This is a genomic window from Ochrobactrum sp. XJ1 (assembly GCF_024701725.1).
Lineage (GTDB): Bacteria > Pseudomonadota > Alphaproteobacteria > Rhizobiales > Rhizobiaceae > Brucella > Brucella anthropi.
In genome coordinates, this window is the sequence record NZ_VDGD01000004.1 from 100,301 (window position 1) to 126,213 (window position 25,913).

Consider the following 25,913-nt stretch of genomic DNA (forward strand, 5'->3'; position numbering starts at 1 on the left):
AACCCTCAAGTGGCTCAAAAGCCGGGGCGCGCTGTCTCTTTGCCGGAAAAGGCACCCCAAGCATGGCCTTTTTGGGATGGCGGGGCAAGAAAAGCATCCGTGATGGGACGCTTTTCCTGAGTATTCTTCACCCGCAAGAAATGCTGGCGGGAGCTTGCAGCTGTTGCCGGTCAGTTCACGCGGCTGATGCAGAAATCAATGACTTCGATCAGCGCGTCCTTTTGAGGCGTCGCTTTCAGAGGTGCCAGAGCATCGCGGGCAATTTCGCCGAAATGCCGCGCGCGCTGAACCGTGTCGGCAATCGCGCCGTGCTTCGTCATCAGGCCGATGGCCTTTTCAAGCGAGGCGTCATCGCTCGCACCGTCTTCGATTGCCTGTTTCCAGAAAGCGCGCTCATCGTCGGTGCCGCGGCGATAGCTCAGAATCACCGGGAGCGTGATCTTGCCTTCGCGGAAATCGTCACCGGTATTCTTGCCGAGATCGGCTGCCGAGCCGCCATAATCGAGCGCGTCATCGACCAGCTGGAAGGCAAGACCGAGATTGAGGCCATAATCGCGCAGCGCCGCACGATCCGAACGCTGTGCGCCGGCGATGATCGGGCCGACTTCACCGGCAGCCGAGAACAGCGCCGCAGTCTTGGCCTTGATGACCGCCAGATATTCGTCTTCGGTGGTTTCCATGTTCTTGGCAGCAGCAAGCTGCATTACTTCGCCTTCGGCGATCACCGAAGCCGAGGTCGCCAGAACGTCGAGCGCGTCGAGCGAACCGACATCAACCATCATCTTGAAGGCCTGCCCCAGAAGGAAATCGCCGACGAGAACGCTGGCCTGGTTGCCCCAGATCATGCGCGCCGTGCTTTTGCCGCGCCGCAGATCGCTTTCATCAACCACATCGTCGTGCAGAAGCGTTGCAGTGTGCATGAATTCCACAGCAGTCGCGAGACGCACATGACCGTCGCCTTCGTAGCCGAACATGCGAGCTGCCGCGAGCGTCATCATGGGACGCAGGCGCTTGCCGCCAGAGGAAATCAGATGATTGGCGACTTCCGGTATCATTTCAACATCGGACCCGGCCCGGGAAAGGATCATCTCGTTCACCCGCGCCATATCGGCCTTTGTCAGATCGACAAGCGGTTGAACCGATCCTTCCTGTTTCTTTTTACCGTCCAGATTCAGAACCACACCCAATGCCATTTCTCCTAGCTGCCCGGTCACATTATTGAAACGGACCGGATTGCTCAAGACGCAACTGCCCCCAAAGCGCCCTCAAAGCGATACTATTCCAACGCCTGTTCACCATTGAAGGAAGCTGTTGTCAATGCGGTGCATTCGCTACAAACTGTTCAAATGATCGAACTTATCCGTACGAATGATTCCGTTCTGCTGTCCTTTGCCGAGGCCTTGATGAAAGAGGCCGGGATCGCCTATTTCATTGCCGACACGAATATGAGCATCATCGAAGGCTCTTTGGGCGTATTGCCGCGCCGCCTTCTGGTCAGCGAAGAGCAGCTTGAAGAAGCAAGGCAGATTCTGATCGATGCCGAGATTGAACACGAACTGCGCGATCGATGACTTCGGAAGCAAGTTTTGAAACTGAAGATGAGGCTGGAGAAACGCTCGATGTGTTTCATCGTGGGGCGTTTCACCTCATCCAGCCCGCATTGAAAGGCCATCGTTCCGGTGTGGATGCGATGATTCTGGCAAGCTCCGTTCCAAACGGCTTTGCCGGGCGCGTTGCCGATCTTGGCAGCGGTGCGGGCGCGGCAGGGCTTGCTGTTGCGTCGCGCTGCCCTGACGCCAATATCACCCTCGTCGAACGTTCCGCTTTCATGGCGGGCTTTGCCCGCAGAAGTGTTGCACATCCGCTGAACGCCGCTCTGGCAGGCCGTATCAGTGTGATCGAAGCCGACGTCGGCCTGAGAGGCAAGGCGCGCATCGCCGCAGGACTTGTCGACAACAGTTTCAACTTCGTCATCATGAATCCGCCCTTCAACGAAGCGCACGATCGCAGCACACCCGATCCGCTGAAGGCGGAAGCGCATGTCATGCCCGAAGGCATGTTCGAGCAATGGGTGCGCACTGCGGCAGCCATTGTGAAGCCCGGTGGAGGCATTGCCATTATTGCCCGACCCGGTTCGATTTCTTCCATCCTCGAAGCACTGTCGGGACGATTTGGCGGGCTGAGAATCATTCCCGTTCAGCCCCGCCCCGAAGCGGCGGCGATCCGTATTGTCGTGACAGGCACACGCGGGAGCCGCGCCGGTCTTTCGCTGATGCCGGCGCTTATTCTCCACGGCAGCGACGGCCACGGCTTCACCCCACGCGCCAACGGCATCAACAATGGGCTCGACGCTCTGATCTAGAAACGCGGCTGTGCCAGCACGACCAGATTGCGGTCCGGGTCGTGCAATCTCAGAATCGTCGTATAGTCAGCTATCTCGACATTTCCGGGGCGAATCCCATCGAATGAAAGACGCGCATGTTCGGCTCGTACATCGCGGACGATGAGTGTCAGTGTGCCGTGCCCTGCTTCCGCCGGGTTCTGGTAAAGCTGGAAGCCCGCACTCAACCCGTGATGCCATTCAGCCAGTCCCTGCATCGGTCGCGCATCGGGATTGCGATCGAAGATCGTGGCAAACCATTCCGTGCTGCGTTCGAGGTCGGAGCAATTGAGCTGGGCGAAAATAGCAGTGAGCACCATCGTGGTGTCCTCCCGGATCGGATAACACGGTAGCATTCCGGAAGTTCCGATGGTCCAGACCTGCCGATTTCGGTCCGAGCGGGTGATTTTGGTTGAAACCCTATATTCGAGCCAATATTCCTAAAACCGCAATTTTCGTTCTGCGGCTCCCCGCCGCCCTTTTCCGAAAAAGCGCAAACAGCAAAACGACAAGAACAGGCAACGGGAACCAATGAACCATAGCCCAAATCAAAGCCGCCCCGTATCCATCATGCGGCGCTTTCTGGATAGCGAATCTGCAGGGGGTGTAAGCCTCATGGTGGCGGCAGCGCTTGCGCTGATCGTGGCGAATTCTCCGTTCTCGCAGGCCTATTTCGATATACTGCACACTCATATCGGTCCGCTGAGTCTGACGGACTGGATCAACGATGCCTTGATGGCGGTGTTCTTCCTGCTTGTGGGGCTGGAGATCAAACGCGAATTTCTCGACGGTCAACTGGCAAGCTGGCCAAACCGAATGCTGCCCGGTATCGCCGCTGCGGGCGGCGTCATCCTGCCAGCCATCATCTTCACCGCGTTGAACTGGCACGACCCTGCCAAGGTACGCGGCTGGGCTGTGCCATCTGCCACCGACATCGCCTTCGCGCTCGGCGTTCTGTCGCTTCTGGGTTCACGGGTTCCTTCCAGCCTCAAGGTGTTTCTGGCGACACTTGCTATCCTGGACGATCTCGCAGCCGTCGTCATCATCGCCATTTTCTATACGGCTGAAATCTCCATGCCATATCTTGGCGGAGCTTTCGCCGCCGCTATCGTTCTGTTCGTCATGAACCGGATGGGCGTGATGAAGCTCCTGCCCTACCTGATCGGCGGAGCAGCGCTCTGGTTCTTCGTGTTGAATTCCGGTGTTCATGCAACGGTTGCAGGCGTGGTGACAGCACTTATGATTCCGCTGAAGGCCGCGCCCGGCAGGCCTGACGACATGACCTCGCCGCTGCATGTGCTGGAACACGCGCTGGCCAAGCCTGTTGCCTTCATCATCGTGCCGATTTTCGGCTTCGCCAATGCGGGCATATCGTTTGCCGGTCTCGATGCCTCGGTGATGCGGGATACACTCACGCTTGGCATTATGCTTGGCCTCTTCATCGGCAAACAGCTCGGCGTTTTCGGAGCCGCCTGGCTTGCGATCAAGACAGGCCTCGCACAAAAGCCGCTCGGGGCCACGTGGATCCAGCTTTACGGCGTGGCGGTCCTGTGCGGGATCGGCTTTACAATGAGCATCTTCATCGGCCTCCTCTCCTTCCCGTCCGATCTCATGCAGGCGGAAACGAAGATCGGAGTTCTGGCCGGTTCGGGCCTGTCGGCCATTTGCGGCTATATCCTGCTGCGGCTGGTCACAAAGCCGAAAAACACCTGACAGAAACGACATCACCGCCCGGAAAACAAAATTTCCGGGCGGTTTTCTTTGTGTTTCCCAAATGGCTTCCTACATTCCGGCTGAGAGCCTGAATGATTTCAGTTAGCAGGAGTTTGCCTTGCCCGGTTTATTGACGCGCCTTGTTCCACGCCGCTTCCGCCCGGTTTCCATCGAGATACCTGTCGTGCGGCTGCATGGTGCCATCATGTCCGGTGGATCTGCATTCCGTCCGATGCTTTCACTGGCGTCGACCGCAGCAGTCCTTGAAAAGGCGTTCACCGACAAGGAGACGCCCGCCGTCGCCATTTCGCTCAACTCGCCCGGCGGATCACCGGTTCAGTCCCGACTGATCTACCGGCGTATCCGCGACCTTGCCGCCGAACACCAGAAGAAGGTTTTTATCTTCGTCGAAGATGTTGCCGCCTCGGGTGGCTACATGATCGCGCTGGCTGGTGACGAAATCATCGCCGATCCGTCATCCATCGTGGGTTCTATCGGCGTGGTGTCGGCCTCGTTCGGCTTCCCCGAACTTCTGAAAAAGATCGGTGTGGAGCGCCGCGTCTATACGGCAGGCTCCAACAAGGTGACGCTCGACCCGTTCCAGCCGGAGAAGAAGGCCGACATCGAGCGGCTGAAATCACTGCAGCTCGAAATCCACGAGACCTTCATCGACATGGTGAAGGAACGGCGCGGTACGAAACTTGCAGAAGACAAGGACCTGTTTACCGGGCTGTTCTGGACCGGCATCAAGGGGCACGAGCTTGGCCTGATTGACGGGCTTGGCGATATGCGCAGCTTCCTGCGCAAAACCTACGGCGACAAGGTTAAGCTCAAGCTCGTGGAACAGAAACGCGGCCTTCTGGGGCGCAAGATGCCCGGCATTGATATGGCACTCGGTAATCTTGAACCGGCTTCCATTGCCGCGCATCTCGGCGACGGGCTGCTTTCAGTAGCCGAAGAAAAGGCACTTTGGGGCCGTTATGGCCTGTAAAAACAAAGCGAAGTCGAAAATCAGCGTCGATTTTCGAACCAAAGCTTTGAATTCCCTCGTTTCACCATGATATGGTGTCAGAAAGCGGGGTGGGCCGCTTCCCGCCCCTTCATGAACATTCGGCATTTCGGCGTTGCGATCCGGCGATCCGAAATGCGACCCTTAAGGACTTGAGGCCATGCCCCAGCTCATCTTTCTGCTGCTGATCATCGCCGCCGCCTGGTACGGCTATCGCTCGTTCAAGCGTGAAGCCTCGCGCGTGTCCCAGCGTGTGCGTCAGGCAGAAAAGGAAGCGCAGAACCGGGCTCAAGGCACGTTGGTGCAGGACCCTAAAACCGGCGAATATTACGTCAAGAAGGACTGACCTGTCTTGTAAGAGAGGTTGCCAACGAAGTGGTGCGGTTGCTCGCCGCAGCCGGATGCCATGTTTTCTCAAGAGCGGTTCCAATTTTAACAATGTCGTCGGAGCCGCTCCAACTATTTGTTTCATAGCATTTGCCTCACGCAAAACCGTTTCACACTTTTGCTGGAAATGCGCTATTCCCGGTCCGTAGCCAGAAATGACCCTTTCTCCGACAACCAAAACGCCCGCGAATGCCGGGGCCGCACATGCGGTGACGCGTCTGGCACCGGCCAAGATCAATCTCGCACTGCATGTTACAGGGCGTCGTGACGATGGCTATCATCTGCTCGATATGCTGGTGGTCTTTGCGCGCTATGGCGACATCATCCGCATCGAGCACGCCGAAGAGGATAGCTTCACGGTCAGCGGCCCTTTCGCAAAAGGCATACCGCTCGATGGTGGCAATCTGGTTCTCAAGGCACGCGAGGCCTTGCGTGATCATACGCAAAGGGCATTGCCGCCCGTCGCCGTTCATTTGGAAAAGAACCTTCCGATTGCGTCGGGTATAGGCGGCGGATCGAGCGATGCCGCAGCAACGCTGCTCGCGCTCGATGAATTGTGGGGGCTCGATCTCGGTTTAGAGCAACTCGCCGCGATGGGGCTTACCCTTGGCGCCGATCTGCCCATGTGCCTGCATGGCGCATCCAAGGGCACACCGCTTGCCGCGCGCGGCATCGGTGAAGACCTGAGCCCGGTTGTCGGATTTCCAGCCCTGCCGATGCTCCTCGTCAATGATGGAACCGCTGTTGCAACGCCGGATGTCTTTCGCGCACTCGACAAACGCGACCATCCAGCGCTGAACCTTGGCTCCCATGCAGATATCGCCCCCCTTTGCGCCTATCTGCAGACAACCCGCAACGATCTTCTGCCTCCGGCCCTAAAACTTGCTCCCCAGATCGGTGACAAACTTGACCTGCTTCGCGCAAGCGGATCGCTTTACGCACAGATGTCAGGCTCAGGTGCAACCTGTTATGCGATCTACGAAGATATGGCCGCCACAGAGCAGGCAGCAGCACTTCTCTTGGCCGAACAACCCGACTGGTTCGTCGTCGCGACCCAAACGGCTCCCTCCCAAAAGTAGTTTCTGAACGGCCTCCCAACCAAAAGTCTGAAAAATCGCCTTATTGTTCACTCTCATTGGACAATATATTGGGACAGACTGTTCGCTCTTTTTGAACAAAACGCCTTCTACAACAGTTTCGTGAATACTGATATATAATATAACTTATTGATTATATTTAGTTATTTCTCATAAATTATCTATATTCCATAAAATTGGCTGCACGAATGTGTGATTAAGAGAACATTTTCGTGACTGGAACTTTTACCCACTGTCACCCATTTCAGCTGCATCGGAACGACGAACAAAACGCCGCTCCACTTTCCAAGGAGATAGGAAAATGAAAAAGATTGTTCTTGCTGCCGCTGCCCTCGCTCTTAGCGCCGGAGCTGCCTTTGCTGAAAACCCACGCGTTGGCGAACCTGCCGATCTTTATGCAAACGACCGCACCCCGGTTGCTTCCCAGAAGGTCGACTACACCGCTCCCGCTTCGATCAGCCAGTCCTCATTCCAGGACGGTTCGGCTCATCGCTTCGGTGACGCATCGCCTTCGAGCTACCAGAACTAAGTTTTCCGAAAACTTAGGCGCAGGACGTCGTCAAAAGCCTCCCAGCGGATGACGCCCCGATGAATTCCCAAGCTGGATATTCCTCCCAATCATTCAGCTTCCCCAGTTATCTCCCCGATGGATGGCATAGTGCCACCCGGGAGCCCCGGAAAGGCTTCTATGCCATCCGAAGGGGCGATTTTAAGGATTACGAAGATGAAAAAGTTTGCTCTTGCTGCTGTTGCCGTTGCCCTTAGCGCCGGTGCTGCTTTCGCTGAAAACCCGCATGTCGGCGAACCTGCCGATCTCTATGCAAACGACCGTACGCCGGTTGCAACGCAGAGCCAGAAGCTCGACTACACGGCTCCTGCTTCGATCAAGGCTCCGGTCTATCAGGACGGTTCGGCTCATCGCTTTGGCGATGCTTCGCCTTCCTCTTACCAGAACTAATCCGGCCAGAACTAATCCGGTCAGCATGTCTGACGAAAAGGGCGAAGCTTCCAGCTTCGCCTTTTTGTTTTGTTCAGTCTTCGTCGGGCGGCAGAATGGGGTGTTTGAGACGGACCGGCCGCAAGTGCTGTGGAAGCAGATCAAACGCCACGCCGTCGAGCAACAGCGGCTTCAAAAGATCCAACCGAACCAGAAGCCCGGCATCGAGCGTCGCCTTGTGGCCGAAGATTTTACGGACCGTGCCGAAGCCGCTATCTTCCGGCAGTGAAAAGCGCGCAGTACCCCCATCATTATCCATGTGGCGGCGGAGGACTTCCTCCCATCCTTCCTGCGGAATAGCGCCCGGTTTCAGCAACAGTACCCACGGCGTGCGGATTTCTGCGAGCGCCGCCTCAATATCCATTTCGGCATAAAAGCTACAGCCGGCACCGAGCGCGACGAGAGCGGTTTCGTCCGATGACCCCCGGTCGACGACCGTAACACGGCGCAGCAACCCCTCCACAACAGCCGGCACCAAAGCCGAAAGCGTGTGGGCCAGTGCTCTTTCTGAATTCAGGGTTTCGATGACCACGGACAACATGCGCGTTTCATATATCAAGAACGCGTGAACGGAAAGCTGCTGCACATATGTTCTTGCTTTGTTCTAAATCTTGCGATAGGAATAGATTCATCAGAACAGAATCGCATGGCAACACGGCACGCGCAACAGAACAGTTTTCAGCCCTGAAGGGGGCTCCTGTTCCCCGGTTTGCTTTCGCCGTGGCTGCACAACGCCAGATGTTTCCATTCAGGGAGACGAAAATGGAAGTGATCCAGCAGGCAGATATCATCAAGCAGGCCGACATGGCTGCCTTCGGTAGTGGACGCGCGGATCACGCCAATGCGATGATCGGTGAGGCAGGCCTGCGCATCGATCATGCTCGCAGGCGCGGACGCGGCGCGGGCATCAACCCGACCGGACGCTTCGAGCCGACGACGCGGCATGATTTCGATGACGGCTGGACCACGCTTGAGGAACTGCCGCCGTTCAAGACCGACGTGCAGATCGAAAAGCCGCGCACGATCATCACCCGCAATGATTCACCCGACATCAATTTCGACCGCTCGATCAATCCCTATCGCGGTTGCGAGCACGGTTGCATCTATTGCTTTGCCCGTCCGACCCATAGTTACATGGGGCTTTCTGCCGGTCTCGATTTCGAATCCCGCCTGTTCGCGAAGCCGGATGCAGCGCGCCTTCTGGAGCGCGAGCTCGCCAAGCCCAATTATCAGCCGAGGACCATCGCCATCGGCACCAATACAGATCCCTATCAGCCGGTCGAGAAGAAATGGCGCATCATGCGCGAAATTCTCGAAGTGCTGGAGGCTGCCAATCATCCGGTAGGCATCGTGACGAAATCCGCCCTGGTGGTGCGTGACGTCGATATTCTAAGCCGCATGGCCGAGAAAGGGCTGGCCAAGGTCGCCTTGTCAGTCACGACGCTCGATGCTCATCTATCTCGCACGATGGAGCCGCGCGCCTCGACGCCGACACTGCGGCTTCAGGCCATCCGTAAGCTGGCCGATGCGGGTATTCCAGCGTCCGTCATGATGGGGCCGGTCATTCCGGGTATCAACGATCACGAGATTGAGCGCATTCTGGATGCAGCCTATGCGCAGGGCGCGCGCGAGGCGGGTTATGTTCTGCTGCGCCTGCCGCTCGAAGTAGCCCCATTGTTCAAGGACTGGCTGCTGCGCAATTACCCGGATCGCTATCGTCATGTCATGTCGCTGGTGCGCTCCATGCGCGACGGCAAGGATTACGATGCCGAATGGGGCAAGCGCATGCGCGGCACAGGTCCCTATGCATGGCAGATCGGACGCCGTTTCGAGATCACAGCACGCAAGCTCGGTTTCAATGCGCGTCGCCTTCAGTTGCGCACCGATCTGTTCGAACCGGTCGAAAAGGGAGGCAAACAGCTTTCACTGTTTTAGGCGAGGCACACAAAGGGGCTCCAAAAGGCGAACTTCACCTTGGGCTGGTGCCGCTTTTCAAACTGCATATCCTATCAGTCGTCAGTTCAATTCCCGTCTGATTTCTTTTCGGACGGAGGGGCTACCTGCTTTCACGCCACCATCCTCGAGCAGGGCCCTTGCGGAGAATCGGAAGCAATGCGAGCATCGCCGCCAAATGAAACGCTCGGCTTCTGATTCTCCGCTTCTCTTTGATATCCCACTCGCGCCTGACTTTTCTGAAGAGAAAAGATTGCTTGCGCGCGGACTGAAACACATCGTCGGCATAGATGAAGCAGGACGTGGACCTTTGGCCGGTCCTGTCGTGGCTGCTGCCGTGGTGCTCGATATCGACAACCTTCCAAACGGTCTGGACGATTCCAAGCGTCTCACGGCTGTAAAGCGTGAAGCGCTCTACGAAACCATTCTGGAAAAAGCCATCACCGTTTCGGTGGCAAGCCTCAGCGCGCGCAGCATCGATGCAAGCGATATCAGGAAAGCCGCGCTTGAAGCCATGCGTCGCGCTTCTGTCTGCCTGACCTTGCAGCCATGCCATGCGCTGATTGACGGACGTGATGTTCCGCCCGGACTTCGCTGCCCCGGATCAGCTCTGGTCAAAGGCGATCAGCGTTCCGTCTCCATCGCCGCGGCCTCCATCGTCGCCAAGGTAACGCGCGACCGTATGATGATGCGTGCCGGAGCGGCGCATCCACCTTACGGACTGGAAATCCATGCCGGCTACGCGACCGTGAAACATCGCGCCGCCATAGAAACGGCTGGTCCCGTTCCCGGCATCCACCGCTATACTTTCGCGCCCATCAAAGGCCGCTACAGCGTTTAAACAGTTGCAAGCTTGGCCGCGAAGCCGAAAAGCAGCGCTGCAAAGCCCCAGCGCTGTACCGACTGTATGGCAGGATAACGTTTGAACAGGCTTCCAAGCGACGAACCTGTGAAGGCGTAGATTGTGTCGAACGACAATCCCACGATCGTCATCACGGTCCCCAGCAACGCGAACTGGAGCGTAATGCTGCCATTTTCGGGATGAATGAACTGCGGCAGAAGGACCGAACAGAAAAGCAACGCTTTCGGGTTGAGCAGATTGGTGAGGAGACCCTTGCGAGCCGAAGCCAGATAGGACCGGCGTTCGCGCACGCCGCCAGCTGCATCCACTGTCGGCAAGGGGTGGCGCAGAATGCCGATGGCAATCCAGACCAGATAGCAGGCACCGATGATCCGAACGAACTGAAACGCGACAGGAAAAGCATGAAGAAGTGCAGCCAGACCAAGTGCGGCAAGGGCGACGTGACAAGCGCGCGCGATTGCAAGCCCTGCTGCCGCTGCAAGCGCATGTGTCCTGCCCTGTGCTGCACCAGTCTGGAGGAGCAGAAGCATATCCGGTCCAGGAATAAGAAATGCAGCAGCCAGTGCGCCTGCATATAACCACATCTCGCTCATCGATATCGTCCACCAGAGCATTTCCAGCAAAAGCGCGAAGCAGTTTTGCGTAGGCTAATGCGAAAAAAGAGAGTGCCAGCCGGTCCGCTATGCGAAGCAGCTGCATGGTCGAAACTATGCGGAGATAGATGCGCATGCCCTTGCGATTTGTGGCGCAATGTTACGGATTTGTGGTACATTCTGCCAACATAACAACTATGATTGTCGGATTATGCCAACACTGAAACTGGACGCTATCGACCGCAAAATACTGACCGCACTCCAGGACGATGCGCGGCTCTCCAATGTGCAATTGGCGGAGAAAATTGGTCTGTCGCCCTCTCCGTGCCTGCGGCGCGTCAAGATGCTCGAAAAGGCAGGCGTCATTCAAGGCTATCATGCAGCGCTGGATCGAAACGCGGTCGGTCTTGGGCTGACTGTTTTCGTGGGCATCCGGGTGGAGCGCCATCACGAGGAAACCGCGACGGCGTTTCGCACCTCCGTGCAGAATCTGCCGGAGGTCTTTTCATGCCATCTCGTATCGGGAGAATCCGACTTTCTGCTGCAGGTGGTGGTGCCTGATCTCGCAGCCTATGAGCGCTTTCTAACCGGCACGCTGCTGCGGCTTCCCGGCGTGATCGACATTCGGAGCAACTTCGCCATCCAGACGGTCAAGTCACAGGGAGAGCTGCCGCTCGCCCATCTCACAGGCCGCAAGGATTGACCTCGCGTTACACCATCGAAGGACAATCATGCCGGATATTGTCAATGCAGTTCTCGTCGGCTCTCAGGGCGTTCTTCTGGGCCGTCGCAGTCCGGATCGCCGCGCCTATCCAAACCGTTGGAGCTTTCCGGGCGGTCATGTTGAAGCAGGAGAGAGTTTTGAACGCGCACTCCAACGGGAAATCCAAGAGGAGCTCGGACTAACGCTTCACTCGTTTTCGTTCCTCACCACTATAGAGATCGCAAGTCCGGCAGCGTCATTCCACCTCTTTACCGTCACCGCCTGGGGCGGCCGCCCTGCCATTCGCGACCAGGAACATACGGAACTGCGGTGGTTCATGCCAGAGGAAGCCTGCGCACTGGATGACCTTGCTTTGGAGGAATATCGACCGTTGTTTCACAAATTGGGTGGCATGGCAGCCAGCCGCTGATCGGACTGTATCGAAATCGATTTCTCAACCCGGAAAACAAAAACGCCGCCCTTTCGAGGCGGCGTTTTCTAGAAAGCTGTATAAGCCGGGATTAGTTCAGGTTCGACTTGACCTGCGACAGAGCATCCTTGAACAGGTTGCCTGCGACCTTCGTGTCGACCTTGTCGGCAACGATCTTGCCAGCTGCAGCAACTGCCAGATCGACCGCCGAAGCGCGAACTGCGTTGATAGCATCGACTTCAGCCGTTGCGATCTTCTGCTCGGCAAGCTTGTTGCGGCGTGCAACATATTCTTCCGTCGCGCGCTTGGCGTCTTCGAGAAGTGCCTTGGCTTCACGCTCGGCGGAAGCAACGATGTCGCCCGCTTCCTTTTCGGCTTCCTTGCGCTTGCGATGATATTCGGCCAGCAGCTGCTGGGCCTCTTCACGAAGCGTGCGGGCTTCTTCCAGTTCGTTCTTGATGCGGTCAGCGCGCTCATCGAGCGAACGACCGACCATACCCGGAACCTTCAGGTAAGCCAGGATTGCCAGAAAGATAATGAGGCCAATCAGTGCCCAAAATGTAGCGTCCATTGTCCTCTCCTCAGGCGTTCGAAGCCTTGACGGCTGCTGTTACCGAAGCTTTGTCGGCCTTGGTGCCCAGAAGCTGTTCGACGATCTCTGCCGTGGTTTCCTCGGCAATGTTGCCGACGTCGTTCATGGCCTTGGCCTTGATCGCGGCGATACGTTCTTCAGCTTCCTTGAGCTTGCCTTCAAGTGCTGCTTCGGCCGTAGCGCGTTCTGCGTCGGCTTCGCCCTTGCCCTTTTCACGAGCAGCTTCGGCGATCGAAGCAGCCTTGGTGCGGGCCTGGGTCAGTTCCTGCTCGTAAGCAGCAATAGCATTGTCGGCATCCTGCTTGAGGCGGGCTGCCTGCTCGAGATCCTGAGCGATACGGTCGCGACGGGTTTCGATCACACCGCCGATGCGCGGCAGAACCACGCGCGACATGAACAGATAGAAAAGCCCGAAGGTGATCGCGAGCCAAAGGATCTGCGATGCGTAATGGGTGGAATCAAACGGCGGGAATACGCCGCTGCCGTGTCCGGCATCGTTGGCGACCCCGGTTTCGGTGTGCACAGCATCGGCTGCGCCGTGCTCGCCAGCAGCAGGTGCCGGTTGCGATTCGGTGGCGGTTTGGGCAAACGCCGTGGACACGAACATCCAGATTTCCCCTTTAATCCAGCACGATCTGATCCAGATGGAGAGGGATCGTGCCTTACTCAGACGTCATATGCAAAGGCCAGCCGCGCTGCATTTCAAGATACAGATCGCGGCCAGCCAGTTCCTTGCAACCGTTGATTAGACGGCGAAGAGGAGCAGAAGCGCGATGAGCAGCGAGAAGATGCCCAGAGCTTCCGTAACGGCGAAACCGAACACCAGACGGCCGAACTGGCTGTCAGCAGCGGACGGGTTGCGCAGAGCGCCGGAGAGGTATTGGCCAAAGATATTGCCGAGGCCGAGAGCCGTACCGGCCATACCGAAACAGGCGAGACCGGCGCCGATGTACTTTGCTGCTTCCGCTTCCATGTTAAGCTCCTTCTGGATTGAATATAAGCGCGGATTTCAGTTCTGGCGGTCGCCCGCCGGCTTGAACTCAGTGTCCCGGATGTACTGCGTCGTTGATGTACATGCAGGTGAGAACGGTAAACACGTAGGCCTGCAGGAAGGCTACGAGGAATTCGAGTGCGGTGATCGCCACCGTCATGATCAGCGGCAGGACAGCGCCGCCGATGCCAATGGGCCCAAGTGCGGCCAACGAGACGACGAAGCCCGCAAAAACCTTGAGCGTGATATGGCCAGCAAGCATGTTCGCAAAGAGACGAACCGAGAGGCTGATCGGACGCGACAGGAACGAGATGATTTCGATGGCGACAACCAGCGGCACGATGATGCCGGGAACACCGCTCGGCACGAACAGCTTGAGGAAGCCAAGACCGTGCTTGAAGAAACCGTAGACAATGACCGTACCGATGACCAGAACCGCAAGCGCGAAGGTCACGATGATCTGGCTCGTAACCGTATAGAAATACGGGAAGAGACCGAGGAAATTTGCGACCAGAACGAACATGAAGAGCGAGAAGACGAAGGGGAAGAACTTCATGCCCTTCGACCCTGCCGAATCCCGCAGGCTGGTGGCCACGAATTCGTAAGCCATTTCCGACACCGACTGCAGACGGGTCGGGATCAGGCCGCGGCCCGAAGACGTCAGATAAAGGAAGCCCGAAGCGACCACGACGGTTGCGACCATGAAGGCCGAAACGTTCGTGAACGAAAGGTCCACACCGCCTACATCGATGGGAATCCACCGGGAAACCTGAAACTGATGGATCGGATCGTTCGCCACCTTAACCTCGTCTGTCTTCCCTGCCCGAAGGCAATTTGGCCTGCCCGAAGGCGATTTGGTCTGCCCGAAGGCGTTTCAGTCTCGGACCAGAAGGCCCATTTGTTCACTTACACTTGAACGAACTTTACCGTGAAGCCCGTCAAGTCCTATTTCTTGTCGTTCTTTTCCGCGCTAGATTTAATGTTAGCCTGTTCGGCAACATATCCAGCGGAACGAAGCACGTTGAGGACGCCCGCACCGAAGCCCAGAAGGAGAAATACGATCAATCCCCAGGGCGACGTGCCAGCGACACGATCGATGAACCAGCCAATCAGCGCACCGACCAGAACCCCTGCGATAAACTCGCTGGAAATCTTCATGGCCTGCGCGACCGAGCTTGCAGTCGCCGATCGCTCATCCTCGGAAGCCGGTTGCTTGAGCACACCCTTCTTGGCCAGTTCGGCCTCCAGGCGGTTCAAACGCTGATCCAGCTCCCCGGAACCGGGTTCGTTCTTCGCATTCTTGATCGCACCGGATGGCTTTCCGGGTTCAGTCCCGCGCGCCATTGGCAGCTCCTTTTTTCAAGAAATACGAGGATTTCAATCCCATTTCCAAGTTGCGCGCAACATATTGACACGCCGCCCGCTAGTCAAGGCGGTGCAGGCATTGCTCCAAAAGGTTTTTTATCGAGCAATCTCAATTACTTAGATATTAGTGCGACTCATTTTCCGACCAAAGGATCAGATTGGCCACATTATTGGCTAAAAAAACGGAATCGATTTCGGATGGTCATGCCGCATTCAAGGCAGGAGGAAAGTCGGCCTTATGCGCCTGTTCGACCTTTTAGTCCGCTAACAAAAACGTGACTTGAAATCGGCCGATCCCTCTATTGCCGCGAGAAGGAGCAATCAGCTCCATCCGCCGCCATAGGTGCGATAGAAGATGTGGAGACCGATCTTGGCGACCTTCTTCATCGTCGGGGCCCAGAACGGACGAACATAGGTCGCATGATAATGGGTGGCGGAGCCAACTTCCGGCAGCCATATCTGACCGGCAGAGACGGTCTTTGCCACCTGCTGCGCCATGCGCCATTGCGGCATTTCGGTCACGCGGTGCTTCTGGCCGTCGCAAGCAAAGGAAAACTGGCAGGCATTGAGCCAGTCGCGATTCTGGTAGACCACACCGCAGATCGATCCCGGATAGGCCGGGTTGCGCACGCGGTTGAGGACGACCTGGGCGACGGCAACCTGTCCCTTAACCGTTTCGCCGCGCGCTTCATAATAGACAGCCTCGGCAAGGCACTTCTGTTCGCTCTTGCTGAAAGCGGAAGGCGGCAGTGGCGTAGCCGCCCATTCGTGGTCCTTCTCACCGATCGGTGGCACGAAGCGGCCTTCGCCCGGCTGGGGCTTCAAAATGCTTTCAAAGGGCGAGGTCTTGCCATAGTCCGGCGTCGCAGGCGCATAACCAAGGGCCAGCGCATCCGGCTGGTCATTGGTAATGAGCTTGGCGAGCTGGGTCGGCATTTCGGAGCGCGGCTTCGGCGGTTTGACCGCATGGAACGCCATGGTGATGGCGACTTCCTTGCCCTCCAATTTGTTAGAGAAGACCATTTTCGCGTCCGTCTTTTCCGGCGGACGCGTGATCATGCTGATCTTGTCGAACATGCTCCCGGCAGTGAAGGCCTTGGCGGGCGCCTTGGGTTTCACCGAGACGAGGCGGCCCGTCTTGTCGGAGCGATTGATGCGGTTTTCGTCCGGGTTCGGATCGTCCGGGCCGAGCTTGGCCGTCTTTTTACCCCCGGACAGCGCAACACGACCAATGCCCGGCACTTCGATGCCGTTGGTTGCGATGCTGCCCGTTACCGTCGTTGCATCCACGAATGGCATTTCGGCCTGATGGACGGAACCGACCGGCGCCTTGGCAACAAAGGCAGTCCAGCGATGCGATCCCAGATCAGCCGACGGCACCAGGCTCGCCATATCCTGAAAGGCAATCGCATTGGAATTGAAAAGATAAGTCATGGCCGCCAGAACCAGCGGCACCAGACGGTGCGGTTTATGAACTATCTGGCGTGGCTTTGCCCTTACGGCGTAATAGCGTCCCTCTTCCGGGCAATAGCCCGTGACAGGGTAATGCCACACCGGCTCGGCAACGGCCTTCCTTCGACCAAACAGCGCTCGTAAAGATACAAGACGCACCGCACACTCCACTCACACTGACTAAACTGATGCGGTGATAACGAAGTATTAACCTTGCCCACTGGGTGGAGGACACGCTTGCAGCTCTGGCGAATACAGTCATTATCAGCAGCGCATTAACCATGAACGAATATGGTTAATGCGGGGTTTAAGCAGTTTCAGCTTTGCGAAAACCGAATTGCTGTAGTGAGGAGGTGCATCATGGACAAGGTTACGGGTGGCTGCCTGTGCGGCAATGTTCGCTTTGAAGCAACGGGACAACCATATCGGGTCGGTATCTGCCACTGCCTCGACTGTCGCAAGCACCATGGAGCCCTGTTTCACGCTTCAGCGATATTTCCCGAAGCTGCGGTTACGGTCGAGGGAGAGACCCGTGACTATGCGGGACGATTTTTCTGTCCGCGTTGCGGGTCCCCTGTTTTCGGGCGCAGCGCGGATGAAGTCGAAATCAATCTTGGCTCACTCGACGCACCGGACCAGTTCAAGCCGACCTATGAACTCTGGATCATTCGCCGCGAATCCTGGCTGCCGCCATTCCCGGACATGAAGGGTTATGAACGCGACCGCGATGGGTCGAGCCGCTTCGAGGATTAGAGTGCATCCCGAAAAATGTGAAACGCCTGGCTGCACAGGGAAATCAGTCCAGTGGATTGATTTCTGATCCTGCTTCGACCGGACCAAGATGCGTGGAAAAACAAATACAATATAGCACTCCCGACACTTCCATTTTATTTAAAGTGGAAATGCTCCTGGCGCCATCTTTTCTTTAATGACAAACGTTCTATTTGTGATGAAGATAGTATCGTCAAAGTTTCGGGGAGGAAATTTATGCAGGTTTTAAAAATCGGGGTTATCGGGGTGGCGTTCAGTGCTTTTGCAATCATTGCCACAGCGCAAGCCGACGACTGCCAGAACGCCAGTTCGCAGTCCGCACTCAATGAATGCTATGGCAAAGCCTACAAGAAATCGGATGGCGAGTTGAACAAGATCTTCAAGACCTTGCAGCACCGCGCCGACGATGCGGACCTGAAGAAAAAGCTGGTTCAGTCGCAACGGACATGGATCGCCTTTCGCGACGCCGAATGCGACATGCAGACAGTTGGTGGCGGCAGTATTTCCGGCATGGCCTATTCGATCTGCCTGTCTGACCTGACGGCGGAGCGCGTCAGCGACCTCAAGAAATATCTCAAATGCGAGGAAGGCGACAGCAACTGCCCCTTCCCCGCCGCCAGCAACTGATCAGTTCCGGCTCTCATAGGCGGCATCGAAGAATGTCTTTTCCAGTTCGACCGCTCGCCGGAAGAACTGCTGGCATTGTTCCGCCGCTGCCGGGCCGACCCTATCGAGTTCCGAGCGCAGGAAACCGACAAATTCCACGAAGTATGGATTGTCATGCAGCACGATCCATTCCGCGAAAATAAAATCGTCGGGCAGAGGCTTTGGCGCTTTTTCAGCCCAGTCGAGATAAAGCCATTCGGCAACGGTCAGCACCGACAGGCAGACCGCATAGGAGCCTGAACGCGCAGCTTCCAGCATCAGTTCCTTGAATGCAGCGGTTGGCGTCGCATCAGGTGTATCGAAACGCTCGGCGTCAGCGACTGCGAGTTTCGCAAAGGAGCGTTCGAAATAGGAGTTCTCATCGCTGCTGATCATGCCGATGAAACGGCCCAATGTCAGCTTGGCTTCCATCCTGTCGCAATTGACCAGCGTTCCACCCAACAGTGACAGAAAGCAGTCGATAAAGCGATGATCCTGCACCAGATAGCGCGTCATGACATCAGGTGCGACCGTGCCCGTATAGATTTCACCGACGAGGCGATGGCCGACGGCTTGCGACCAGAATGGTTCGGCGACCTGACGAAGATTGTCGGTAAAACGACCGGCTTTGGCATCACTTGGCATGGAAAGACCGACTCCTTGCTATTTTCACGGTCGGACCTTATCGGTGCCATCCAGTATCAGCAATGAGCATGTCAAAATTCCCTATGCATCGCCCGCAGATTGGTTATGCTGCTGAAATAAAGTGGACATTTTTCTGAGGGGAATGATGAACACGTACTTTTCGCCTGCCCGTGCGGCACTTCTGCTTGCTGTTGCGATGGCTCTTCCGGCAGGAAGCGCATTCGCCAAATCCGCTTGCGATGGTGTGACGACAACGCTCACCAAACAGCAGAAAACGGATTACAGGTCTTTCATCGCGCAAAGTCTCGGCAAGAAAGTCAAACCGGCTTCCGTCAGCATCGAGAGCTTCATGCAATATGGTAACTGGTCCGTCGTCTATGCGGATGTTCCGGTGGCCGATCCCGGTTATTTCTTTTTTGACCTTTCCGGCAAGCTGCCGACACTGAAAGACGTCTGGGGCGGGATGGCTGAAAGAAGCGAGATACCCGATCTTGTCAAATGGGCGGAAAAGCTCGGCGCCAACAAGGAAATTGCCGCCTGCTTTGCCGATACGGCAACCGCTTCGTAAGTTCGAGAAACCTACACTCAACTTTCACTGACCCAATTGACGCCAGTGCCCGTAAGATGATTGACGGAGCAACGCAAACTTGCCACCTACTCATCACGCAATTTTTGAATCCAAGGTATAATTATAATGCAGTTTACCAAGGCATTTATAGCTGGCCTTGCCGGTGCCATCAGCAGCCTCCTTACATGCAATACCGCCACAGCAGAACTCATGAATCTGCGCGTGAGCAGCACATCCATGATGCCCGTCTTTGGGCCAGGCGATGTCGTCGCTGCAACCAGCTATAGACCACAGGAAAAGATCGAGCGCGGCGATCTCGTCGTCTATACTGTTGACTACGTTTCGAAGGAATTGTCGGGCGATGTACCGGTCAAAGCTGAATTCCTCGGGCGAGTGATCGGGCTGCCCGGTGAATCGGTCAAAATCGAGAACGGCATACCGCTTATCAACGGAAAAGCACTCGAAACAACGAAGATCACATCAACAATTGATGATGGTTGCCCTGAAGAAACCGTGTCGAACTCTTATTATCAGTGCCGTTTCGTGCGTGAGACAATACCGGAAGGTAAGAGCTATGTTCTTCTGAATACGGTCGATCATGGCTTTATCGACAACGTCAAGGAGAAGGCACTCGCTCGCGGCCAATATTATATCATGGGAGACAATCGCGATAACGCCAACGATAGCCGAGGAAAGTATGTTGGCCTCGTATCGAAAGACCGGATCAAGGGCAAGATTCGTATGGTGTCTGCGTCAGTCCGCAAGCCAGACCGGCAGTGGCGATTGGAAGGTTTTCCAGGCCTGGAGTGAACCATCCTCCGACCACACTTAATCGTGCTTCACAGACCAGCGGTCGATATCCACGCTCTGCCCGATCAATGCGAGGCCGTTGGCGATGGAATCGAACTGGTTCGAGCTCGTCACCACAGCGTCGGGAAAGCGGTTTTCAAACACCGTACGGATGACCGGCACGAAAGACGTGCCGCCGGTCAGGAAAACACGGTCGATAGACGCCGTTTCCAGCTCCGCTTTATCCACCGCCTGCTGCACCGACTGTTCAATCTGGCGCACATCGTCAGCGATCCAGTTTTCGAAATCGTTGCGCGTGATGTCGGAGCGGATTTCGAAATCATCGGCTTTAAAGTGCAGTTCCGACATGCGCTGCGATGAAAGCCTTACCTTCAGGTCTGAAACGGCGCGGTATATCTCATAACCGTAATCGTTCTCGATCAGGTTGATGAAATGTTCGAGGGGCTTTGGATCGACCGCTTGCCGGGCCAGTTCGTCCAGATCGCGAATGGTCGCTGGAGAGTTCATCAGGAACAGCGTGTTCCAGCGCGCAAAATTTGCATAATAATGGTTCGGTATGGTCAGCCTTTTGCCGAAGGACTGGTACTCCGTACCCTTTCCAAGCAGCGGCGAAACGGCATTATCGATGATGCGATAGTCGAATGTATCGCCTGCAATGCCCAGACCTGTCTGGCTGAGCGGCGTGAAGCTGAGGCCGTTCTTGCCCACTTCGAAGCGCACGATGGAAAAGTCGCTCGTACCGCCGCCGAAGTCGGCCACCAGAACGGTGGATGCTGCGTTCAGTTCCTGCGCATAGAAATAAGCCGCGGCAACCGGCTCATAAACGTAGTGAATATCGGTGAAGCCGAACGCCCTGAACGCCTTCTCATAGCGCTGCATGGCCAGCGCTTCATCCGGCGAAGCGCCCGCAAAGATCACCGGCCTGCCGATAACCACGCGATTGCCCTTTGGTGGCAGGCGGTCGCCCAGCCGCGCGGCGACCGTTTCGAGGAAGCTCGCCAGAATATCCTCGAACTTGAACCGCTTGCCGAAAACCGGCGTATCGGTGAAGGATTTCGATGCCGCGAATGTCTTGAACGACTGCAGCATACGCGTTGAATGCGGCGCGTTGACGAACGCGTCCATCGCCCAAGGTCCGCTTTCAACGGTGCGCTCGCCGGTTTCGCGATCTTGCCAGAAGCAAAGAATCGAGCGATAGCCGGTAATATCCACGCCATCCTTCGGCACGCTCAGGACGACCGTGGTTCCATCGGGTGCAGCCACGGACAGAACGGTGTTCGTCGTGCCGAAGTCGATGCCCAATGTCACGCCGTCAAAACGGCTCTGATCAGCCTTCGTCATCACTACACCTTCTTTGGAGAAAACCGGAGAGCGGGCGAATTAGCAGCCGCGCAAGCCAAGCTCAACCTGAAATTACCAAATTAAATGCTGGTTATGATCACGATCGCGATCATCGCGGTCCAGATGAGAAAAATTTCCGGTCGCACAAATGTTAATGCGTGTTTCCAAAGTTTACATGACCTCCTTCTTCTGCCTGTTAGGTTTCACCGCCGCATCTGGAGTGGTTCGTCTTTCATTCATATCCCCTGAACTGCTCCGCTTATTTGTTTTCACCGCCTTCGCAATGCCCGGATGTTTTCGATCCGGCTTCGCTATGCTCAAGGTTACCCAACAAATGAAAGCGATACTCATGGCGTTTCTCTCACGTACGGTTCTTGCCACTGTCCTCCTTTCGGCCAGTGCGCTTTCCCACGCTGCAAATGCTCAGGAGCCAGCCAATCAGCCGATAGCAAGTGGCTATCACAGCAGCGGTCAGGCCACCGCAGAGGTGAGCGGCGTCGTGGCAGATGGCGACAAGCTGACCGTCAAGGTCCGTTTCATCAATGCTAAGGAAGGCGGAAGCGTTTCGACAACGCTTTATACCGCGCTGTCGGACAAGGATTACGAGAATGACTATTATCTTCTCGCAGGCGACAAGAAATATCTTCTGCTGAAAGATTCCGAAGGCAAACCGCTGGCTCCGGCATCGGTTTCTCTTTTCGGCAATGGCCATGTTGTGGGCGTCTGGCATGGTGTCTTTCCCGCACCACCGAAGGGCCAGAAGGTGACGCTCTATATCAAGGGGGTCGAGCCGCTCGGGCCTTTCGCTGTTCCCGCCGAATAGGGGCTGGCCATGACCAATCAGATCAAAGGCTGCATCGCTCTCGGCCTCGCCGTGCTTTGCCTGCCATCCGTCGCGACCGCGCAAAATACAAGTGCAGATAACAGCGCTTATATCCGTGATCTTGTGCCCGAAATCCGCGATCTGGTTTCGGCATCGGGCAGCACCGATGGCAAGGCCCGTGGCCTGTCCGGTGCGGCACAGGAGATTGTCGAGAAGAGCGGCAATATCACCATGCGGGAAACGGAGGATAGCATCGTCCTTTCCGTGACGAGCGATATTCTGTTCGATTTCGACAGCGCCAAACTAACGGGCAAGGCCAAGGCGACGCTGACCGATATTGCCAAAATATTGGAAAGCATGCCGGATTCCGCAGTCCGTGTGGTGGGCCATACGGATTCCAAAGGGGCCGACAGCTACAACGATAAACTGTCGAAAAGCCGCGCCGATGCGGTCACCAAATTTCTCGTCAATAATGGCGTTCAATCGGCACGACTGAAACCGGAAGGGCATGGCGAAAGCGAACCTGTCGCACCCAATGAAATCAAGGGCAAGGACAATCCCGACGGACGGGCACAGAACCGGCGTGTCGAATTTGTGCTGCCGAAAACCTAAGGGCAAGACCAGACCAAACGCGACTTCCGGCATCATGCCGGAAGTCTGCAATCTCTGCCTCCAGATATATTAGTAGTAGCTTATTTTCATGCGGGACGGACGCCCTAATTCTCGATTGCCGGACTTGGCATCAACGTCAATTAGGAAACCGTCTCATGAGCACAAAACCAACTATCGTACTTGCGCATGGTTTCTGGGGAGGGGCAGCCCATTGGAGCAAGGCCATCCTCGCACTTTCCCGAATGGGACATGACAAGATAAGAGCCGTGGAGATGCCTCTGACGTCGCTTGCCGACGATGCCGAGCGTTTGCGCAAGATGACCGTACAGCAGGAGGGGCCGGTACTTCTGGTCGGGCATTCCTATGGTGGTGCGGTCATCACACAGGCAGGTGATCTGCCGAATGTGGTGGGGCTGGTTTACATTGCTGCCTTTGCACCAGATGCAGGCGAAAGCCCCGGCGGCATCAGTCAGGAACATCCACCTGCGGCATTCCCCAATCTGGCTCCCGACAGCGATGGATATCTCTGGATCAAGTACGATAAGTTTCACGAAAGCTTCTGCCAGGATTTGAGCGCCGACGAAGCTCTGGTCATGGCAATCACGCAGAAGGCGCCCATCGCCAATACATTTGGTGACACGATCACAGCACCGGCCTGGAAGAAGAAGCCAACTTGGTATCAGATATCGAGCCAGGACCACATGATCGCGCCGGAAAACCAGAAGCGAATGGCCGAACGCATGAACCCGCGCAAGACCATCACACTGGATGCAAGTCATGCCTCGCTTGCATCAAGACCCGACGAGGTCGCCGGATTGATCGCCGAGGCCGCAAACAGTGTCTCGTGAGAATCGAAAAGCAAAAAGCCCGGATCGCTCCGGGCTTTTTGTGTGTCAGCTTATTTCTTTTTCTTCGCGCGGCCAGCGAACGGATTGTCCGAGGTGCGCAATGAAAGCCTTATCGGCACACCCGGCATATCGAAAGTCTCACGCAGGCCGTTGATGAGATAGCGCACATAGGATTGCGGCATCGCATCGGGACGCGAGCAGGACACGACGAAGCCCGGCGGACGGGTTTTCACCTGCGTCATATATTTTACCTTCAGGCGGCGGCCAGAAACTGCCGGTGGCGGCTGGTGCGCGATGACGCCAGCCAGCCAGCGGTTGAGACGTCCGGTCGAAACGCGGCGGTTCCAGATTTCGTGGGTCTTGACGACATTCTCCATGAGCTTGTCGATACCCTGTCCGCGCTCGCCGGAAATCGGCACGGCGCGAAGCCCGCGCACCTGCGGCAGCAGGCGGGCCGTCTTTTCGTAAAGATCGGCCAGAACCATCTGGCGGTCCTCGATCAGATCCCATTTGTTGAATGCGATGATCGGTGCCCGGCCTTCACGGATGATGAGATCGGCAATCTGCAGATCCTGCTTTTCAAACGGGATCGTCGCATCGAGCACGATGATGACGACTTCCGCAAAACGGATCGCACGCAGGCCGTCAGCAACCGAAAGCTTTTCGAGCTTTTCCTGCACGCGCGACTTGCGGCGCAAACCGGCCGTGTCAAACAGCTTGATCTTGCGGCCACGCCATTCCCAATCTACCGAGATCGAGTCACGGGTGATGCCTGCTTCCGGTCCGGTCAGCAGGCGGTCTTCACCGAGCATCGTATTGATGAGCGTCGACTTGCCAGCGTTGGGTCGGCCGACAATGGCGATCCGCAGCGGCTTGGTCGCATCATAGGCCGGGATTTCTTCTTCATCCGGGTCTTCGATGTCATCGCCGATCAGTTCACCGACAGCCTTCGGCGTGAAAACCTCGTCTGCGGTTTCCTCTTCCTTCTCGTCGGCGAAGACGCGCTCTTCGCCCAGAAGCTCGACAATGGCGTCACGCAGGTCTGGCATGCCCTGACCGTGTTCGGCAGAGATCGGGCACGGTTCGCCAAGGCCAAGCTGGAAAGCGTCATACATGCCGGATTGCGCGCCGCGCGCTTCCGCCTTGTTGGCGACCAGCACGACCGGTTTGCCGGAACGGCGCACCACTTCGGCAAAAGTGCTGTCGGTCGGCGTCAGGCCGTTCTTGGCGTCGACGACAAACAGGATCACGTCGGCTTCCTGGATGGCAGCCTCGGTCTGGGCGCGCATGCGTGCTTCCAGGCTGTCATTGGCAGCTTCTTCAAGACCTGCCGTATCGATGACCTGAAACTTCAGATCGTAGAGCTTGGCATCGTGGATGCGCCGGTCGCGCGTGACGCCCGGCAGGTCATCGACCAGCGCCAGCTTGCGGCCGACGAGGCGATTGAACAGCGTGGACTTGCCGACATTGGGACGCCCGACGATGGCGACTGTGAAACCCATGGGAGAAGATAACTCCAGAAACCAGAGCGGTTCCGCTTTCAACCGAAACGTGGAACCGCTCTATTTATTTATCTTGACGCGCATCTTGTCCGAAAACCGCTTCGCACTTTTCGGGATGCGCTTGTTTTATTATGTGCTTTGCGCGTCAGGCACGTTGACACCAGCGCTGCGCATCAGATCGAGCATCGTATTGGAACGCTGGCGGATATTGGCCGGAGCAAGGCTGTCATTGGCAATTTGCTGGAACAGTTTGACCGCATCATCGAAACGTTCAGCCTTCCAGGCAGCCAGACCCAACGCTTCCCGTGCGCTTGAACGCATAGGATTGCCGTCTGCGGAAAGCGTCTCGACGTGCTTGGCGACGTCGTCGTAGGAACCGCTGTCGACCAGCAGATAACCGGCACGCAGGCGCGCGACATCGCGAAGCGGTGCAGGCACGGCGTTATCGGCAGCAACCTCATCGAACGCCTTCACGGCACCGGCTGCATCGCCCTTGTCAGCGATAACCGACGCGGCGCGAAGACGCGCCAGCACCGGATAGGAGCCGTAGCCGGTCTTTTCCAGATCGTCGAGCGCAGTCAGCGCTTCGTCGTTTTTGCCTTCCGAGGCGAGGTCCAGTGCGGCGAGGAACTTGTCACCGGAAGCGGAAGCCTTGCTGTCGACCCAGTGCTGATAGCCGACCCAGCCAGCTGTTCCCAGAACAATGGCCACAGCGCCGCCGATCAACAGCGGACCGAAATTCCGCCAGATCTGCTTTGCCCGTTCCGAACGGATTTCCTCGTTTACCTCGCGAATGAAACTGTCGTCTGCCATGGACCTGCCAC

At 56.6% G+C, this 25,913-nt stretch carries 33 protein-coding genes; 19 read left to right on the forward strand and 14 right to left on the reverse strand.

Going from position 1 to position 25,913, the window contains the following annotated elements:
• Window positions 1–170 precede the first annotated feature (170 nt).
• A complete protein-coding gene (locus FG152_RS08140) occupies window positions 171–1,187 on the reverse strand; it encodes a polyprenyl synthetase family protein (protein ID WP_105529132.1) in 1,017 nt (338 codons plus the stop codon).
• 159 nt (window positions 1,188–1,346) lie between these two features.
• Between FG152_RS08140 and FG152_RS08145 the strand changes: the two genes are divergently transcribed.
• Together FG152_RS08145 and FG152_RS08150 are read left to right on the forward strand one after the other, a co-directional pair.
• Window positions 1,347–1,571 (forward strand): putative signal transducing protein, encoded by a 225-nt coding sequence (locus FG152_RS08145; RefSeq protein WP_010658339.1) that lies wholly within the window; start codon window positions 1,347–1,349, stop codon window positions 1,569–1,571.
• The gene (locus tag FG152_RS08150; RefSeq protein WP_043062689.1) at window positions 1,568–2,362 is read left to right on the forward strand and encodes a tRNA1(Val) (adenine(37)-N6)-methyltransferase; all 795 of its coding nucleotides are present in this window, start codon (window positions 1,568–1,570) and stop codon (window positions 2,360–2,362) included. Before FG152_RS08145 ends, FG152_RS08150 begins: the two co-directional genes overlap by 4 nt.
• On the opposite strand, the gene FG152_RS08155 is transcribed toward FG152_RS08150, so the two are convergent.
• Window positions 2,359–2,700 (reverse strand): VOC family protein, encoded by a 342-nt coding sequence (locus FG152_RS08155; RefSeq protein ID WP_043062690.1) that lies wholly within the window; start codon window positions 2,698–2,700, stop codon window positions 2,359–2,361. The two genes, FG152_RS08150 and FG152_RS08155, sit on opposite strands and share 4 nt — an antisense overlap.
• Window positions 2,701–2,911: 211 nt before the next feature.
• Between FG152_RS08155 and nhaA the strand changes: the two genes are divergently transcribed.
• The 6 genes from nhaA to FG152_RS08185 all read left to right on the forward strand — a co-directional run bounded on the left by nhaA (window position 2,912) and on the right by FG152_RS08185 (window position 7,544).
• Window positions 2,912–4,093, forward strand: coding sequence for a Na+/H+ antiporter NhaA (gene nhaA, locus FG152_RS08160; protein WP_036585967.1), 1,182 nt, complete (start codon window positions 2,912–2,914; stop codon window positions 4,091–4,093).
• Between the two features lie 118 nt (window positions 4,094–4,211).
• Window positions 4,212–5,084, forward strand: a complete 873-nt coding sequence (locus FG152_RS08165) for a S49 family peptidase (protein WP_043062699.1) — start codon at window positions 4,212–4,214, stop codon at window positions 5,082–5,084.
• Window positions 5,085–5,262: 178 nt separating this feature from the next.
• A complete protein-coding gene (locus tag FG152_RS08170; RefSeq protein ID WP_010658334.1) occupies window positions 5,263–5,448 on the forward strand; it encodes a membrane protein in 186 nt (61 codons plus the stop codon).
• Window positions 5,449–5,644: 196 nt separating this feature from the next.
• On the forward strand, window positions 5,645–6,568 hold the full coding sequence (locus tag FG152_RS08175; protein WP_498985837.1) for a 4-(cytidine 5'-diphospho)-2-C-methyl-D-erythritol kinase: 924 nt from the start codon (window positions 5,645–5,647) through the stop codon (window positions 6,566–6,568).
• 319 nt (window positions 6,569–6,887) lie between these two features.
• Window positions 6,888–7,115, forward strand: coding sequence for a hypothetical protein (locus FG152_RS08180; RefSeq protein ID WP_012090790.1), 228 nt, complete (start codon window positions 6,888–6,890; stop codon window positions 7,113–7,115).
• Between the two features lie 195 nt (window positions 7,116–7,310).
• Complete coding sequence (locus FG152_RS08185) at window positions 7,311–7,544, forward strand: hypothetical protein (RefSeq protein ID WP_010658330.1); 234 nt, start codon at window positions 7,311–7,313, stop codon at window positions 7,542–7,544.
• Between the two features lie 73 nt (window positions 7,545–7,617).
• On the opposite strand, the gene FG152_RS08190 is transcribed toward FG152_RS08185, so the two are convergent.
• Window positions 7,618–8,124 carry a glycosyltransferase family protein gene (locus tag FG152_RS08190; protein WP_029925609.1) on the reverse strand — a complete coding sequence of 169 codons (507 nt, stop codon included), beginning with the start codon at window positions 8,122–8,124 and terminating at the stop codon, window positions 7,618–7,620.
• A gap of 221 nt (window positions 8,125–8,345) precedes the next feature.
• Between FG152_RS08190 and FG152_RS08195 the strand changes: the two genes are divergently transcribed.
• Window positions 8,346–9,518, forward strand: a complete 1,173-nt coding sequence (locus tag FG152_RS08195; protein WP_029925611.1) for a PA0069 family radical SAM protein — start codon at window positions 8,346–8,348, stop codon at window positions 9,516–9,518.
• Window positions 9,519–9,714: 196 nt separating this feature from the next.
• Window positions 9,715–10,377: a ribonuclease HII gene (rnhB, locus tag FG152_RS08200; RefSeq protein ID WP_036595825.1), complete on the forward strand. Its 663-nt coding sequence runs from the start codon at window positions 9,715–9,717 to the stop codon at window positions 10,375–10,377.
• On the opposite strand, the gene FG152_RS08205 is transcribed toward rnhB, so the two are convergent.
• Complete coding sequence (locus FG152_RS08205) at window positions 10,374–10,991, reverse strand: LysE family translocator (RefSeq protein ID WP_029925616.1); 618 nt, start codon at window positions 10,989–10,991, stop codon at window positions 10,374–10,376. The two genes, rnhB and FG152_RS08205, sit on opposite strands and share 4 nt — an antisense overlap.
• 211 nt (window positions 10,992–11,202) lie before the next feature.
• Here FG152_RS08205 and FG152_RS08210 point away from each other — a divergent pair, with 211 nt between their 5' ends.
• Both FG152_RS08210 and FG152_RS08215 read left to right on the forward strand, forming a co-directional pair.
• Window positions 11,203–11,694: an Lrp/AsnC family transcriptional regulator gene (locus tag FG152_RS08210; RefSeq protein ID WP_010658325.1), complete on the forward strand. Its 492-nt coding sequence runs from the start codon at window positions 11,203–11,205 to the stop codon at window positions 11,692–11,694.
• A gap of 28 nt (window positions 11,695–11,722) precedes the next feature.
• Window positions 11,723–12,124, forward strand: a complete 402-nt coding sequence (locus tag FG152_RS08215) for an NUDIX domain-containing protein (protein WP_043062694.1) — start codon at window positions 11,723–11,725, stop codon at window positions 12,122–12,124.
• A gap of 91 nt (window positions 12,125–12,215) precedes the next feature.
• Here the strand turns inward: FG152_RS08215 and FG152_RS08220 are convergent, their stop codons facing one another.
• From FG152_RS08220 to FG152_RS08245, 6 genes are all read right to left on the reverse strand, one after another.
• Window positions 12,216–12,695, reverse strand: coding sequence for a F0F1 ATP synthase subunit B (locus FG152_RS08220; RefSeq protein WP_010658323.1), 480 nt, complete (start codon window positions 12,693–12,695; stop codon window positions 12,216–12,218).
• A 10-nt stretch (window positions 12,696–12,705) separates the two neighbouring features.
• Window positions 12,706–13,323, reverse strand: coding sequence for a F0F1 ATP synthase subunit B (locus FG152_RS08225; protein ID WP_010658322.1), 618 nt, complete (start codon window positions 13,321–13,323; stop codon window positions 12,706–12,708).
• A 138-nt stretch (window positions 13,324–13,461) separates the two neighbouring features.
• Window positions 13,462–13,689, reverse strand: coding sequence for a F0F1 ATP synthase subunit C (locus tag FG152_RS08230; protein WP_002963544.1), 228 nt, complete (start codon window positions 13,687–13,689; stop codon window positions 13,462–13,464).
• 67 nt (window positions 13,690–13,756) lie between these two features.
• The gene (locus FG152_RS08235) at window positions 13,757–14,506 is read right to left on the reverse strand and encodes a F0F1 ATP synthase subunit A (RefSeq protein WP_010658321.1); all 750 of its coding nucleotides are present in this window, start codon (window positions 14,504–14,506) and stop codon (window positions 13,757–13,759) included.
• Between the two features lie 146 nt (window positions 14,507–14,652).
• Window positions 14,653–15,051: an AtpZ/AtpI family protein gene (locus FG152_RS08240; protein WP_010658320.1), complete on the reverse strand. Its 399-nt coding sequence runs from the start codon at window positions 15,049–15,051 to the stop codon at window positions 14,653–14,655.
• A gap of 342 nt (window positions 15,052–15,393) precedes the next feature.
• Complete coding sequence (locus FG152_RS08245) at window positions 15,394–16,683, reverse strand: cell wall hydrolase (protein WP_029925623.1); 1,290 nt, start codon at window positions 16,681–16,683, stop codon at window positions 15,394–15,396.
• Window positions 16,684–16,884: 201 nt separating this feature from the next.
• Here FG152_RS08245 and FG152_RS08250 point away from each other — a divergent pair, with 201 nt between their 5' ends.
• Window positions 16,885–17,277, forward strand: coding sequence for a GFA family protein (locus FG152_RS08250; RefSeq protein WP_029925625.1), 393 nt, complete (start codon window positions 16,885–16,887; stop codon window positions 17,275–17,277).
• A gap of 234 nt (window positions 17,278–17,511) precedes the next feature.
• Entirely contained in the window at window positions 17,512–17,922 is a 411-nt protein-coding gene (locus FG152_RS08255; RefSeq protein WP_029925627.1) for a lysozyme inhibitor LprI family protein, read from the forward strand.
• On the opposite strand, the gene FG152_RS08260 is transcribed toward FG152_RS08255, so the two are convergent.
• Complete coding sequence (locus FG152_RS08260; protein ID WP_094514842.1) at window positions 17,923–18,585, reverse strand: TenA family protein; 663 nt, start codon at window positions 18,583–18,585, stop codon at window positions 17,923–17,925. It abuts the gene before it with no gap.
• 145 nt (window positions 18,586–18,730) lie between these two features.
• Here FG152_RS08260 and FG152_RS08265 point away from each other — a divergent pair, with 145 nt between their 5' ends.
• Entirely contained in the window at window positions 18,731–19,153 is a 423-nt protein-coding gene (locus tag FG152_RS08265) for a hypothetical protein (RefSeq protein WP_029925631.1), read from the forward strand.
• A 126-nt stretch (window positions 19,154–19,279) separates the two neighbouring features.
• Window positions 19,280–19,963, forward strand: coding sequence for a signal peptidase I (gene lepB / locus FG152_RS08270; RefSeq protein ID WP_029925634.1), 684 nt, complete (start codon window positions 19,280–19,282; stop codon window positions 19,961–19,963).
• An 18-nt stretch (window positions 19,964–19,981) separates the two neighbouring features.
• Here lepB and FG152_RS08275 read toward each other — a convergent pair whose 3' ends face one another.
• Window positions 19,982–21,304, reverse strand: a complete 1,323-nt coding sequence (locus FG152_RS08275) for an Hsp70 family protein (protein WP_094514839.1) — start codon at window positions 21,302–21,304, stop codon at window positions 19,982–19,984.
• A gap of 334 nt (window positions 21,305–21,638) precedes the next feature.
• On the opposite strand from FG152_RS08275, the gene FG152_RS08280 reads away from it, so the two are divergent.
• The 3 genes from FG152_RS08280 (at window position 21,639) to FG152_RS08290 (ending at window position 23,587) form a co-directional block, all read left to right on the forward strand.
• Window positions 21,639–22,127, forward strand: coding sequence for a hypothetical protein (locus FG152_RS08280; protein ID WP_051686625.1), 489 nt, complete (start codon window positions 21,639–21,641; stop codon window positions 22,125–22,127).
• Between the two features lie 9 nt (window positions 22,128–22,136).
• A complete protein-coding gene (locus FG152_RS08285; RefSeq protein WP_029925639.1) occupies window positions 22,137–22,739 on the forward strand; it encodes an OmpA family protein in 603 nt (200 codons plus the stop codon).
• 155 nt (window positions 22,740–22,894) lie between these two features.
• Window positions 22,895–23,587 carry an alpha/beta hydrolase gene (locus FG152_RS08290; protein ID WP_010658312.1) on the forward strand — a complete coding sequence of 231 codons (693 nt, stop codon included), beginning with the start codon at window positions 22,895–22,897 and terminating at the stop codon, window positions 23,585–23,587.
• A 50-nt stretch (window positions 23,588–23,637) separates the two neighbouring features.
• Here the strand turns inward: FG152_RS08290 and der are convergent, their stop codons facing one another.
• Complete coding sequence (gene der, locus FG152_RS08295; RefSeq protein ID WP_012090772.1) at window positions 23,638–25,089, reverse strand: ribosome biogenesis GTPase Der; 1,452 nt, start codon at window positions 25,087–25,089, stop codon at window positions 23,638–23,640.
• 129 nt (window positions 25,090–25,218) lie between these two features.
• The gene (locus FG152_RS08300; RefSeq protein WP_010658310.1) at window positions 25,219–25,902 is read right to left on the reverse strand and encodes a tetratricopeptide repeat protein; all 684 of its coding nucleotides are present in this window, start codon (window positions 25,900–25,902) and stop codon (window positions 25,219–25,221) included.
• Between the last annotated feature and the right edge of the window lie 11 nt (window positions 25,903–25,913).